At 68.0% G+C, this 13887-nt stretch carries 11 protein-coding genes; 4 read left to right on the forward strand and 7 right to left on the reverse strand.

Annotation, left to right across the window (positions count from 1 at the left end):
* Positions 1-29: 29 nt before the first annotated feature.
* Both ACIQLD_RS04725 and ACIQLD_RS04730 read left to right on the forward strand, forming a co-directional pair.
* Positions 30-650 carry an SAF domain-containing protein gene (locus ACIQLD_RS04725; RefSeq protein WP_402605624.1) on the forward strand — a complete coding sequence of 207 codons (621 nt, stop codon included), beginning with the start codon at positions 30-32 and terminating at the stop codon, positions 648-650.
* Positions 647-1888, forward strand: coding sequence for a CpaE family protein (locus tag ACIQLD_RS04730; protein WP_402605627.1), 1242 nt, complete (start codon positions 647-649; stop codon positions 1886-1888). Before ACIQLD_RS04725 ends, ACIQLD_RS04730 begins: the two co-directional genes overlap by 4 nt.
* On the opposite strand, the gene ACIQLD_RS04735 is transcribed toward ACIQLD_RS04730, so the two are convergent.
* Both ACIQLD_RS04735 and secA read right to left on the reverse strand, forming a co-directional pair.
* Positions 1812-3038 (reverse strand): pyridoxal phosphate-dependent aminotransferase, encoded by a 1227-nt coding sequence (locus tag ACIQLD_RS04735; protein ID WP_402605630.1) that lies wholly within the window; start codon positions 3036-3038, stop codon positions 1812-1814. The genes ACIQLD_RS04730 and ACIQLD_RS04735 overlap by 77 nt on opposite strands.
* Before the next feature lie 67 nt (positions 3039-3105).
* Positions 3106-5907 (reverse strand): preprotein translocase subunit SecA, encoded by a 2802-nt coding sequence (gene secA / locus ACIQLD_RS04740; protein ID WP_402605633.1) that lies wholly within the window; start codon positions 5905-5907, stop codon positions 3106-3108.
* A gap of 190 nt (positions 5908-6097) precedes the next feature.
* On the opposite strand from secA, the gene ACIQLD_RS04745 reads away from it, so the two are divergent.
* Together ACIQLD_RS04745 and ACIQLD_RS04750 are read left to right on the forward strand one after the other, a co-directional pair.
* On the forward strand, positions 6098-6718 hold the full coding sequence (locus tag ACIQLD_RS04745) for a PadR family transcriptional regulator (protein ID WP_402605636.1): 621 nt from the start codon (positions 6098-6100) through the stop codon (positions 6716-6718).
* A gap of 104 nt (positions 6719-6822) precedes the next feature.
* Positions 6823-8151: a hypothetical protein gene (locus ACIQLD_RS04750; protein WP_402605638.1), complete on the forward strand. Its 1329-nt coding sequence runs from the start codon at positions 6823-6825 to the stop codon at positions 8149-8151.
* Positions 8152-8225: 74 nt separating this feature from the next.
* Here the strand turns inward: ACIQLD_RS04750 and hpf are convergent, their stop codons facing one another.
* The 5 genes from hpf to mtrA all read right to left on the reverse strand — a co-directional run bounded on the left by hpf (position 8226) and on the right by mtrA (position 13837).
* Entirely contained in the window at positions 8226-8882 is a 657-nt protein-coding gene (gene hpf, locus ACIQLD_RS04755; protein ID WP_402605641.1) for a ribosome hibernation-promoting factor, HPF/YfiA family, read from the reverse strand.
* Between the two features lie 132 nt (positions 8883-9014).
* The gene (locus ACIQLD_RS04760) at positions 9015-9662 is read right to left on the reverse strand and encodes a ComF family protein (RefSeq protein ID WP_402605643.1); all 648 of its coding nucleotides are present in this window, start codon (positions 9660-9662) and stop codon (positions 9015-9017) included.
* 92 nt (positions 9663-9754) lie between these two features.
* A complete protein-coding gene (locus tag ACIQLD_RS04765) occupies positions 9755-11473 on the reverse strand; it encodes an LpqB family beta-propeller domain-containing protein (RefSeq protein WP_402605646.1) in 1719 nt (572 codons plus the stop codon).
* A complete protein-coding gene (mtrB, locus tag ACIQLD_RS04770; RefSeq protein WP_402605649.1) occupies positions 11470-13149 on the reverse strand; it encodes an MtrAB system histidine kinase MtrB in 1680 nt (559 codons plus the stop codon). Before mtrB ends, ACIQLD_RS04765 begins: the two co-directional genes overlap by 4 nt.
* 7 nt (positions 13150-13156) lie before the next feature.
* Positions 13157-13837: an MtrAB system response regulator MtrA gene (gene mtrA / locus ACIQLD_RS04775; protein WP_136043429.1), complete on the reverse strand. Its 681-nt coding sequence runs from the start codon at positions 13835-13837 to the stop codon at positions 13157-13159.
* Positions 13838-13887: the final 50 nt, after the last annotated feature.

Genomic DNA, 13887 nt, shown 5'->3' on the forward strand with positions numbered 1-13887 from the left:
GTCGACGCCGTTTCTGTGACGATATCGCCATGGCTTCCCTCACTCCCCCTCGGCGCGCGTTCTGGGCCGACATCCGCTTCCTCGTGGGCATCGCCCTGGTGGCCCTCTCCATCGCCAGTGTCTGGCTCATCATCTCGGCTGCCGACGATGCCGTACCGGCGCTCCAGGCGACGCGGACGATCACACAGGGCGAGGCGCTGAGCTCCGACGACTTCCGGGTCGTCGACGTCGGTCTGGGCTCAGTGGCCGACGGCTATCTCGGGCCGGGCGACATCGGCGCGGGCAGTGTTGCCGCCCGTACGCTGCGCAACGGCGAACTCGTCCCGACCTCAGCCCTGACCGACGCCGACAGCAGCCGCTCCACGACGGTCGTCATCCAGAGCAGCACCGGGATCCCCGAAGGAGTCGAGGCGGGAACAGTCGTGGAGATCTGGCAGGCCCCGCCCCTCGACGAAGGGCGATCGTACGATGTCCCCCGCATCCTCGTCGCGGACGTGATCGTGCACGACGTGCTCGACCCGGAGGGCGTGCTCGCCGATACCGGCAGTCAACTCGAGGTCGTGATCGACCGTGCCGATGTGGCCGATGTGCTCGCCGCGATCACCGGTGGCGCTGCACTCTCGGTCGTGCCGGTCGGGTCAGGATCGTGACTGCCGTCGTCGTTGCGGTCCCCCAGCCGCGCGCCAGCGAGCTGGCGGCGGAACTGGTGCTCGAAGGCGTCGACGTCATCGCGATCGTCTCCCCCACGCCCGTCGGCGAGATTCCTCCCGGCGCGGAAGCCATCATCGTCCCCGCCACACGCGCGGTGCTGAACGCCGAGCTGATCTCCACCTGCGACCGAGCCGGCGTGCGCATCGTGGCTCTCGGCGGCGCAGACAGCCGCTTGCTGGGACGCCTCGGCCTGTCCGCGGCGCTGCGCGCCGACGCGGCGGGTTGGGAGGTCGCCGCGATGCTGGCGGCCGAGTCGGATGCGGCACCGCGGCCACCCTCCGTCCTCCCCCATCGCGTGATCGCCGTCTGGGGCCCGCACGGCGCCCCAGGACGATCCACCCTGGCGATCCAGCTGGCCGTGGAACTCGCCCGCACCGGACGCAGGACCGCTCTGGTCGACGCCGACACGGTCGCTCCCGCTCTCGCTCTGCTCCTCGGGCTCAGCGACGACTCACCGGGCGTGGCCGCCGCATGCCGCCGGGCGGAGCGCGAAGCTCTCGACTCCGCCGAACTGACCAGACTCGCGACCACCGTACCCACGGGCGGCGGTGACATCGACGTGCTGCCCGGCATCAACCGTCCCAGTCGTTGGCCTGAGCTCTCTGCGACGCGCCTCAGAGCGACGCTCGGCGCCTGCCGGGAGTGGACCGAGGAGACCGTCGTCGATGTGTCCGCCGCTTTCGATGCCGACGACGAGGTCACGTACGATCTCACGGGCCCACGTCGTCACGCGGCGACCTCGACATCATTGGACGAGGCTGACCTGATCATCGCGATCGCGTCGGCCGATCCGCTCGGCATCAGCAGATTCGTGCGCGACCACGCCGAGCTTCGACGCATCACCGCACACACGCCCGTGGTCGTCGTGGTGAATCAGGTGCGACCGGGGCCGCTCGGGATCGATGCGCGTGGGCAGGTGCGGCGCACGCTCGAGCGGTTCGCGGGGATCACCGAGGTCGTCTTCCTGCCCTTCGACCAGCGCGCGGCCGACGCCGCCCTGCTGCACGCGCGCCCCATGACCGATGTGGCCCCTCGTTCGCCGTTCGCTGCCGCCGTGAGACGACTGGCCGCGACGCTCTCTCCTGCTGAGGCGGCGACCGCTACTGCCGGTAGCTCGAGAGGAAGTTCCCCAACCGTTCGACGGCTTCGCTCAGCACTCGGGGCTCGGGGAGCGTGACCAGCCGCAGGTGGTCCGGGGTCGCCCAGTTGAAACCGGTGCCCTGAACCAAGAGGATGTGCTCCGAGACCAGCAGGTCGTACACCAGCCGTGCGTCGTCCCTGATCTCGTGCACGTTCGGGTCGAGCCGCGGGAACGCGTACAGGGCGCCCTGCGGCTTGACGCAGGAGACGCCGGGGATCGACTCGAGTCCCTGCCATGCGATGTCGCGCTGCTCATGCAGGCGACCGGTCGGAGCGATGAGCGCCTCGATCGACTGCACCCCAGACAGCGCTGCCTGTACGGCGTGCTGTGCCGGGACGTTCGGGCAGAGTCGCGTGGACGCCAGCAGCGTGATGCCCTCCAAGAATCCCTTGGCGTGCTCCTGCGGGCCGGTGATGACCATCCAGCCCGAGCGATACCCCGCGACGCGATAGGTCTTGGACAGGCCGTTGAAGGTCAGGCACAGCAGATCGGGAGCGAGCGTCGCCGTCGGGATGTGCACGGCCTCGTCGAACAGGATGCGGTCGTAGATCTCGTCCGACAACAGCAGCAGCTGGTTCTCGCGGGCGATCTGCACCAGCCCTTCGAGGATCTGTCGCGAGTACACGACGCCCGTGGGGTTGTTCGGGTTGATGATGACGAGCGCTTTGGTACGCGGCGTGATCTTCGAGCGGATGTCCTCGAGGTCGGGCTGCCACTCGTCATCCTCATCGCAGAGGTAGTGCACAGGCGTGCCGCCGGCGAGGCTGGTCATCGCCGTCCAGAGAGGGTAGTCCGGCGCCGGGATGAGAACTTCGTCGCCCTCGTCCAACAGCGCCTGCATGGTCATCGTGATGAGCTCGGAGACACCGTTTCCGAGATACACGTCGTCGGGGTCGAATCGAGGGAAGCCCTCGATCTCCTCATAGCGGCTCACCACAGCGCGCCGAGCAGAGATGATGCCCTTGCTGTCGCTGTAGCCGTGCGCCGTCGGCAGCGCAGCGAGCATGTCACGCACGATCTGATGCGGGGCATCGAAGCCGAAGATCGCCGGGTTGCCCGTGTTCAGCTTGAGGATCTTGTGACCCTCGGCTTCCAAGCGCGCCGCCTCGACGAGGGCGTTTCCGCGAATCTCGTACAGGACGTTCTTGAGCTTCGACGACTGATCGAAGTTGCGCGTTGGGGTCATCGGCCAAGCCTACAGCGACGAAAGGAGGGCCAATCCACGTGGACTGGCCCTCCCCTTTGCGCTGACGCTACTTCTTCTTCTTGCCCTGGGCGCGACGCTGCTCGCGGTTCCCGGCAGCGGGCGCCTCCGCATCGGTGCGCTGACCGAAAGCCCCACGCGGCGCTTCCTCCGGCTCGGCCTGCGGAGCCTGCGCGCGGGCCGCCGCCTGGCGGACGCGATCCGTCGCGGCCTGCTGGACCTGACCGCGGTCGTTGCGGACCTCGACCTCTCCCGCATCGTTCGCGGCGGAGTACTCGAGACGCTGCTCGCCGCCGTCTGTGGCGAGCCCCTTGGCCTCGACCTCTGCGGTCTGCGAGTCGCCGGCGCGGCGCACCTCGACCTCGAGGTTGTAGAGGTAGCCGACCGACTCCTCCTTGATCTGCCCCATCATCGACTGGAACATCGCGTAGCCCTCGCGCTGGTACTCGATGAGCGGGTCGCGCTGAGCCATCGCGCGCAGGCCGATGCCGTCCTTGAGGTAGTCCATCTCGTAGAGGTGGTCGCGCCAGCGGCGGTCGAGCACCTGCAGCACGACGCGACGCTCGAGCTCACGTGTGGCGGCTTCGCCGAGCGACTCCTCGCGCGTCTCGTACGCGATCTTCGCGTCCGAGAGCAGCTCACGCGTCAGTCCGTCGGCGTCGATGCCGCCCTTGCGGTCGGCTGCCTCGGCCACGACCTCATCGATCGTGACTCCGACCGGATAGAGCGTCTTGAGCTCGGTCCAGAGCGCGTCGAAGTCCCAGCTCTCGTTGTGGCCCTCGCCGGTGTGGTCGCGCACGACGCCGCTGATGGCGTCTTCGATGAAGTGCTGTACACGGTCGGCGATGTCATCGCCCTGGAGGATGTGGCGGCGGTCGGCATAGATGGCCTCGCGCTGACGGTTCAGGACGTCGTCGTACTTGAGGACGTTCTTGCGCATCTCCGCGTTGCGGGACTCGACCTGCGACTGGGCGCTGCGGATCGCGCGGGATACCAGCCCCGATTCGATCGGCACGTCGTCGGGGAAATTCGTACGGGCGAGGATCGCCTCGGCCGCACCCGACTGGAACAGACGCATCAGGTCGTCGGTGAGGCTCAGGTAGAAACGACTCTCACCGGGGTCGCCCTGACGTCCGGAACGACCGCGGAGCTGGTTGTCGATACGACGGGACTCGTGACGCTCGGTGCCGAGAACGTAGAGACCGCCGGCCTCGATGACCTTCTCGGCCTCCTCCGCGACGACGGCCTTCATCGCCTCGTAGGTCTCGTCCCACGCCACCTCGTACTCTTCGGGCGTCTCCACGGGGTCGAGCCCCTTGCCCTTGAGCTCCTGCACCGCGAGGAACTCGGCGTTTCCGCCGAGCATGATGTCGGTGCCTCGTCCAGCCATGTTCGTGGCAACGGTGACGGCGCCCAGGCGACCGGCCCGAGCGACGATCTCGGCCTCGCGCGCGTGGTTCTTCGCGTTCAGGACCTCGTGCTTGACGCCCTTCTTCGCGAGCAGGCGCGACAAGTACTCGCTCTTCTCGACGCTCACGGTTCCGACCAGCACCGGCTGACCTTCGGCATGGCGCTCGGCGATGTCCTCGACGACCTGCGCGAACTTCGCGGTCTCGTTCTTGTAGACGAGGTCGGACTGATCCTTGCGGATCATCGGACGGTTCGTCGGGATCGGGATGACGCCGAGCTTGTACGTGGACATGAACTCGGCGGCCTCGGTCTCGGCCGTACCGGTCATGCCGGCGAGCTTGTCGTAGAGGCGGAAGTAGTTCTGCAGGGTGACGGTCGCGAGGGTCTGGTTCTCGGCCTTGACCGGCACACCCTCCTTGGCCTCGATCGCCTGGTGGATGCCCTCGTTATAGCGGCGGCCGACCAGAATTCGACCGGTGTGCTCGTCGACGATCATGACCTCGTCGTTCATCACGACGTAGTCGGTGTCCTTCTTGAACAGCGCAAGTGCCTTGATCGAGTTGTTGAGGAAGGAGATCAGCGGGGTGTTGGCCGACTCGTAGAGGTTGTCGATGCCGAGGTAGTCCTCGACCTTCTCGATACCGGGCTCGAGCACGCCGACCGTGCGCTTCTTCTCGTCGACCTCGTAGTCCTCGCCGACTTCGAGGGTGCGTGCGATCTTCGCGAACTCGGCGAACCACCGGTTGGCCTCGCCCGACGACGGGCCGGAGATGATGAGCGGGGTGCGCGCCTCGTCGATGAGGATCGAGTCGACCTCATCGACGATCGCGAAGAAGTGCTCGCGCTGCACGAGGTCTTCCTTGCGCCACGCCATGTTGTCGCGCAGGTAGTCGAAGCCGAACTCGTTGTTCGTGCCGTAGGTGATGTCGGCGGCGTATTGCTCGCGACGCACCGCGGGAGTCTGGCCGGAGACGATGATGCCGGTGGTCATCCCGAGCGCGCGGAACACGCGTCCCATGAGCTCGGCCTGATAGCTGGCGAGGAAGTCATTGACCGTGATGACGTGGACGCCCTTGCCGGCGATCGCGTTCAGGTATGCGGGCAGCGTCGCCACGAGGGTCTTGCCCTCACCGGTCTTCATCTCGGCGATGTTGCCGAGATGAAGGGCCGCACCACCCATGATCTGCACGTCGTAGGCGCGCATGCCGAGCGTGCGCTTGGCAGCCTCTCGCACGGCGGCGAACGCCTCCGGCATCAACTGATCGAGGGTCTCGCCCTTCTCGAAGCGGGCACGCAGCTCGACGGTCTCGTTGCGCAGCTCGTCATCGGTGAGCTTGGAGATGTCCTCTTCCAGCGCCCCCACTGCCTTGACGACCTGATTCAGGCGGCGGATGACCCGCCCCTCGCCCGCACGCAGCAGCTTCTCAAGAGGATTGGCCACGGATGTCATCTCCCTGTCAGTGGGTAAATCGCCGGCCATCGGTGAACCCGACGCCAGGCATACTTCGCCATGTTACCGGCCCGTGACCTGCACGTCGCCTGCAAGGCGGTCCCGCGCGTCGGATCGCCGGGTTGTCCGGTAACCATATACTCGGTATCGCATTCCATCGAACGGTCACGGGAGACGAACAATGTCAGTACGTCAGAGCCTGCTCGCCATCCTCGCGCAGGGGCCCTGCTACGGCTATCAGCTCCGCCACGAATTCGATCGCCGCACGGGATCGATCTGGCCTTTGAACGTCGGACAGATCTACAACACCCTCGAGCGCCTCGAACGCGACGGGCTGGTGTCGCGCGGCGATGCCGATGACCGCGGACACGTGTATTGGCAGATCACCGATGCGGGACACACCGAGGTCGTGAACTGGCTCTCCTCCCCCGTCACGCGCCCACAGGGCACCAGGGACGAGGTCGCCATCAAACTCGCGGTCGCCGCGACACTTCCCGGCGTCGATGCGGCGGCGGCGATCGACGCGCAGCGATCCGCCTCGATGCGGCAGCTGGAAGCGCTGCAGCAAGCGCGCCGCGCACGAGGCGACGCCGACGATCCCGAAGGGCTCGCGTGGTCGCTCGTGACCGACTCGATGATCTTCGCCGCAGAAGCCGAGGTGCGCTGGCTCGACCACACCGCGCAGCGCCTCGGCGGACACCCGCGCCATGCGATGACGCTCGAGCTCACCGCCGATCGACCCAAGCGCGGGCGGCCGGCGAAGACCGCGACGGCGATGCTCGAGGCGGTCCCGGCGCTCTGACCGGTCCGCCACCGCGATCCGCACGCCACACCGCGTGTCAGATCGCCGTTCGCCCCGAGCGGATGCTCAGCCACCGCGGGGTCCAAGGAAACTAGGATCGGATCATGGCTGGATTTTGGGGCAGACGCAAACGCGAACAGGAAGAACTCGCCGCACAGGACGCCGATCTGGCTCGACGTGCTGAGCAGGCCCTGGTCAGCGCCGACGAGCGGATCCGCACGACCTCGGACGAGCTCTCCTTCGCGGAGGCCGAACTCGGCGAATCGCTCACCGCTGATCTGCGCAAAGCCCTCGCTGCGGTGCGTACGCACCTGCGCGAGGCGTTCCAGCTCCACCAGTTGAACCACGACGAGATCCCGGACACCGACGAAGAGCTGCGCACGCGCAACGCGCGCATCCTCCAGCTCTGCGACTGGGCGCAGGACCTCCTCGACGAGAAGACCTCCGTTCTCGCCGAGTCCGTCGCGAAGGTGCGACGCGCGCCGGAGATCATCGCACAGGTGCGCGCTGAGGCCGCCGCCCTCAGCGCCCGCATCCCCCAGACCAACGACGCCGTCGCCCGCCTCTCGGCCCGATATGCCGATTCTGCGATGCACCAGATCACGGCCAGCGCCGCCGAGGCGGAGCAGCTCATCAGTTTCGCGACGCACAGCGCCGACGTATCGGAACGTCGTCGTGCGGCGAAGCAGAACGAAGAGGCCAACGTCGCCCTCGAGACGGCGACGGAAGCCACCCGGCGCGCGTCTGCCCTGCTCGACGCCGTGGAGGACTTCGAGATCGAAGCGCTGCGTGCCGAATCCACCCTCGCCGAGGTCGTGGCCGATTCCCGCGGCGACCTCATTGCGGCGCGCACGGCCCCGAACGTACCCGCCGTCGCCGAGGCGGTCGCCGCGCTCCAGACCGCGCTGGCCGCGCTGACGCCTTCGGGGCATCCCAACGATCCGTTCGCCGAGCTCTCTCAGCTGCGCGACGCGAACTCGGCCCTCGACGAGGCCATCGCCAAGGCGCGTCACCGCGCCGAGAATCCGCTCCCGAGCATCGCTCAGGTGCAGCACGCGATCGACGACGCCGACCGACAGCTGGGGGTGGCCCGTGGCCTCATCTCCGGACATCGCGGCTGGATCGGCGCAGACGCGCGCACCCGCCTCGCCGAAGCCGAGCGACTTCGGGTCGATCTTTCCGACCTCCTCCCCGCCGAGGAGACGCGTGAAGCGGCGCTCGTCCAGGCACGTCGTGTGGCACACCTCGCCTCCGAAGCCCTGCAGCTCGCGCAGCGCGACATCGATTCCTCCCGTCCGCAGGATCAAGGCTGGGGCGGCGGTGGCGGCTGGGGCGGTGGCGGCGGACGGCGCGGAGGCGGCGGCGGAGACCTCGCCTCCGGCATCCTCGGCGGCCTCGTGATCGGCAGCCTGCTGGACGGCATCTTCGACTGAGGTCGAGCCCCGCGGCATCCGGACGCAGAAACGGCCCGAACCCTTCCGGGATCGGGCCGTTTCTGCGAATCGGATCAGGAGGCGAGGGCCTCGGACGGCGGAGCCTGGGTGCTCAGCGCGATCACACCGTAGTCCCAGCCCTTGCGCCGATAGACGACGCTCGGGTGGTCGGTGCGGACATCGACGAAGAGGAAGAAGTCGTGTCCGACCAACTCCATCCTGTCGACGGCCTCTTCGACGGTCATCCACTCGGCATCGAAGCTCTTCGTGCGGATGACGACGGGCGAGTACTCCTCTTCCTCGGCCTGCTGCACCGGCACGCTGCCGGTGGCGACCGCGTGGAGGATGTCGGCGGATGCCGGCTGGACGTCGATGCCCTCGAGCGCTCCGCTCTCCTTCTCGAAGTGGGCGCCGCGCGGGTGCTGTCGTCCGTCGACTCGCTTCTCCTTCGCGCGTCGCAACTGCTCGGACATCTTGTCGACGGCGAGATCGAGGGCGACGAACTTGTCGCCGTCCGTCGCTTCCGCGCGGACGACCGGTCCCTTTCCGATCAGGGTCAGCTCGACGGTCTCATCGGGAACATGACCGTTGCGATACACGCGATGGGTGACTTTCACATCCAGCCGTTGCGCGCGAGACGCGAGCATCTGGATCTTGGCGATCTTCTCTTCGACAACGGTTCGGAAGCGATCGGTGATACCCACTCCGACGCCAACGATGCTTGTTTCCATTGCTGCCTCCTTGTCCCGGTCCTCCCGGCCAAGGGCGGACCGTGGTCGCCTTGTGTCCCCCCACCGTAGTCCGCCCACCGTCGGATGTCACGGGCTCGTTCCGCTGTGTCGCCGGTGCATTCTCGATGAGGTTCATCCGAATCCGCCATGCCGCGGCGTGGCGGCGAGCGCGATCGCCGCCACCACGCGGAAACCGGCTGATTCCAGAGCTCGTGCCGCTTCATCGAACGTCGCCCCGGTCGTGACGACATCGTCCACGACGACGACCTCGGCTCCCTCCCCCGATCGACGCACGCGCATCGTGCCGCGCACATTCGCCTCACGCGCACGCATGTCGAGACCGCGTTGGTCCTCGGTGCGGGCCGCGAGCGAGAGCAGCCGCTGCGGCTCTGCGTGCGCACGGCGGATCAGGAGGTCGGGGACGCGGTATCCCCGGCGGCGGTAAGCGCTCCTCGCCGTCGGCACCGGCACGACCCACGTGGTCGGGCGCACCACCGGCGCGAGCACCGTCGCCAGAGCCGTGCCCAGTGGGCGGGCGAGGAAGGTCTCACCGTCGCCCTTGAGCCGGCGGATGCACCGTGCTGCCACCCCCTCGAACGGAAGGGCGGCTCTGACCGGCATCCCGCGGGGCGTCACCCCGAGTCGCGGAGCGGCCCGGAGCGCCTCCTCGCACGGCGGGCACAGGAGGGTGGCCGGCTCCTCGCATCCGGCACACGTCGCCGCGAGGAGGAGTGCCGCGATCTCGGCACCGATGCCGAGCAGATGAGCCCTTTTCCGCATCCGACGATTCTGCGACCTCGAATCGGCACGGATCAGCGGAACGGGCCGCTATCCGAATGGCCGGAAGGCGGCGGTCATCTGTGCAGGGAAGGTCACTCGCCCGCGCGTGTGGCGAGGATGGTGATGCCGGACGCGACCTCGCGCCACGCCGAACCCGCGTGCGCGAACAACTCGCCGTTCGCGCCGAGGATCCGCACACCGGAGGCGGTACGCGCGCCCGCTATCGCGATGGCGTTGCTCGGTGCGGCCTCTGCCGAGCCCGGCCCTCCGACCATCTGGGTGAGAAGGCGCGGGCTGCTCGGATCGGCGAGCACGCCGACACGATCGGCCCCCAGCCACACCAGTCCCACCGCTGGTTCGGAGAGCTGTGTCAGCTGCGTGAACTCGCCGAGTTCGATCGGGACGCCGGCCGAGTCACGGACCACCGCAGCGACGACGACCCACATCTGCTTGCCGACGGTCAACACAGCGGCCACCCTGGCGCCGTCTGCCGCGACCCTCAGATGTGAGATCGCCGACGCGCTCGGCCACGCCTTCGCGATCTGATGCGCGACGGCGTCGCTTCCCGTCGCCTGCACCGCCGTGGGTGCTCCCGCGGGGACCGACCACGTGTACCCGTATGGGTCGAGCGCGGGCTTGATGAGTCCCGGCCGGGCATCCAGCTCATCGAGGCTCCCCTCGCCGATCAGATACACATGCTGATCGGCGAGCTGCACGGCGGCGCGGGAGTCATCGGCGGCCACGTCGATGGAGACGATGGGTTGCGTGATGGCGCTGATCTCCGAGCTGATACCGGAGATCGGCGAGATCTCGTCACCGACGATGCGCCCGAACGCACCGTTCTGCAGCACGAGGGTGCCGGTCGTCGCCGATGGCTCGACCACATCCGCCATCCCCGCATCGAGGTTGCGTCCGTCGACCGTGAACCGCACCTCGGTCACCGCGACCCCAGCGGCCCGGAGGGTCGCCTGGAGCTGGGTGCGCATACGAGCGAGCGTCGTCGCGTCGAGACCCGAGGCTGGCCGTGTGAGCGCGACGTCCGCCACCTGACCGACGATGGGCACCGCGTCCTGCGCCAGCTGCACGTCGGCGGGGAACGCGTTCTGCACCGCGGGATCCAACCACTCACTGGGTGCACCCCCGATGAGCGCCCGTGTCACCGTCGTCGCAGGACTCTGCCGCCGCGGGAACCAGCGCATGTCGGGCACCAACCTCGACCAGCCGAGGTCGAAGTACTGCAACGGATACCCTTCGAAGACCTTGGTGAATCGCGTCTCGTCGATCACGATGCCGTCCGGCGCCTGCGTGATGCGCCATTCGCCGTTCTCCATCCGCTGCAGCGTGAATGCCACGTTCGAGGAGCCGAGGGCCTCGGAGTAGCCGCCGGATTCGTCGACGCTCGCGACGAGGTCGAGCGTGACCTGGACCTCTGCCGTTTCCGCGCTCTCCACCTCGTCATCGGGGACCGAGGAGGTGACGGTCCTGGTGTCCGCGCCGAGGTCGATCGAGACCCCTGCGGACGGGCTCCAACTGCGCTGCAGCGACGGCGCGAGGAAGTCGCGCGCGGTGTCCCAGTTGTCCGTCGTCGTGATTCCGGCCTCGAGGAAACCCTCGACGATCTCCTCCGGTCCCGCCCCGGTGACCGGGCCGGAAGCCACAGGGAGGATGTCGACGTCCTGCGGGGACTCGCCGAGCTTGAGGCCGACGGCGACGTCGCCGCTCGTGGGGAGGCCTGCGCACGCGGGAAGCAGCAGCGCAGCGACCACCAGCGCGACGACGCGCACCGCCCGATTCCCTCGCTTCCGCGTCACGTCCGGTCCTCCTCGTCGAACATGCCGGCAGGTGCGTCCGTCAGCGAGATCGGCTGCGTCGCATCGCCGAGCTCTGTGAACGGCTCCTGCGGTTCGATCGAGATCGGGCTCGGACCATCCAGTACTCCGCCGTGCCGGGGAATCGTGAGCACGAAGTTCGTCCCGACGCCGAGCTCCGACCAGACGTCGAGCGTGCCGCCGTGCAGCGTCGCATCTCCGAGGGCGATGGAGAGCCCGAGCCCCGTGCCCCCGATCGTGCGCTGACGCGAGGGGTCGGCGCGCCAGAAGCGGTCGAAGACCCGCTCGGCGTCGGCCGGCTCCATCCCGAGACCGAAATCCCGCACACCGGCGGCGACCGCGTGCTGGTTGCTGTCGACCGTCACCACGACCGGTCGTCCCTCGCCGTGCTCGATCGCGTTGCCGATCAGGTTGCGCAGGACGCGGCGCACACGCCGAGGATCCATGTCCACGGGCGAGTACCCACCCGGCGCCACGAGCCGCAGTTCGGTGCCATGCCCTGCGGCCAGCGGACGCATCTGCTCGATGATGTCCTCTGCCAGGTGGGTGAGACTCGTCGCCTCCAGCTCGAGCTGCACCGATCCCGCGTCGTAGCGGCTGATCTCGAGCAGGTCGGACAGCAGGGTCTCGAACCGCTGCACCTGAGCGTGCAGCAACTCGGCAGTGCGCGCCGTGGTGGGGTCGAACTCTTCGCGTTGATCGTTGAGCATGTCCGCGGCGAGGCGGATGGTGGTCAGCGGTGTCCGCAGCTCGTGCGACACGTCCGACACGAAGCGCTGCTGCACCATGGACAGCTCGCCGAGCTCCTTGATCTGCGACTCGATGCTGTCGGCCATCGCGTTGAACGACCGCCCGAGCGTGGCCAGCTCATCCTCGCCGTGCACCTCGAGGCGCACCCCGAGGTCGCCTGCCGCCAGTCGCGCGCTGGTCTCGGCGGCTTGCACGATCGGCGTGGAGACGGCGCGGAGGACGATCCACGAGATCGCCGCGACGATGGCCACCAATCCGATCCCCGCAATCCACAGCGTGCGCTGCACGAACACCAGGGTCTGATCCGCGTCACCGAGGTCGTAGGCGAAGTAGATCGCGAACGCCCCGGCCTCCGGCACCTGGAGCTGCTGCCCGACGATGATGCCGGGAACCTCTCCCCCATCCGCGACGGGCAAAGCCACCGACTGCCAGGCCTGGCGGTCGTCGAACTCGACGACGCGCGCCTGGAGCTCCGGGCTCAGCAGACTCCGACTCAACCCGGCCTCGAAGCCGTTCAGACGCACACCGTCCGCGTTGTCGATCTTGAAGCCGGCGAGCTGATCGGTGCTCGACGTGCGCGTGAGATTCGACTGGACGCTGTTCCACAGTTCGGTGAGCGCCGCGGAGTCGTCGCCCACTTCGGCCACATCCAGAATCCCCTGCGCCTGGTCGACTGCGCGGCGGGAGTCCTCGAGCGCGACGTCCTTGCGGGAGATGAAGAGATCGTTCTGGATCACGAGGGCCATCGTCACGCACGTGATGAAGATCGCCAGGGAGGTCGCGAGCAGGGTGATCGAGAGCGTGCGGAATCGCAGCGAGCGTCGCCACAGGATGCCGAGCATCGTCGGCCAACCTCGCCAGTCGCGCAGGACAGCGACCGTCGTGGTGGTCGCTGTCGTCGCGGCCATCGTGCTCCTAGCCGACGCTCCCGGCGCGATAGCCCACGCCGCGCACCGTCATGACGATCTTCGGGTTGTCGGGGTCGAGCTCGACCTTCGCGCGCAGACGCTGCACGTGGACGTTCACCAGCCGGGTGTCGGCCTTGTAGTGGTAGCCCCACACCTGTTCCAGCAGCATCTCCCGTGAGAACACCTGCTGAGGCTTCGATGCGAGCGCGACGAGGAGCTGGAACTCCAAGGGGGTGAGCGCGATCGGCGCCGTACCGCGACGGACCTCGTGTGCGTCGACATCGACGGTGAGGTCGCCGACCCGAAGCTGTTCGCTCGTCGTCTGCGGCGTCGGACGAAGACGGGTGCGGATGCGTGCGACAAGCTCCTTCGGATTGAAGGGTTTGACCATGTAGTCGTCAGCCCCCACCTCGAGCCCCCTGACCACGTCGGCGGTGTCGCTGCGCGCGGTGAGCATGATGATCGGCACGCCCGATTCGGCACGGATGCGCGTGCAGATCTCGATCCCGTCCATGCCGGGGAGCATGAGATCGAGCAGCACGAGATCAGGTCGCTGCGCTCGCCACTCGTCGACGGCGCGCGCACCGTCCGCGCAGAAGACCGGCTCGAAGCCTTCGGTCCGCAGCACGATCCCGATCATCTCGGCGAGCGCGGTGTCGTCGTCGACCACGAGAATACGTGAGGTCATAAGAGTTACCTTATGGCACCGAGTCCCAGCGGTCCCAGGTCTGCGCACCG

Source organism: Microbacterium sp. NPDC091662, from assembly GCF_044756705.1.
Lineage (GTDB): Bacteria > Actinomycetota > Actinomycetes > Actinomycetales > Microbacteriaceae > Microbacterium.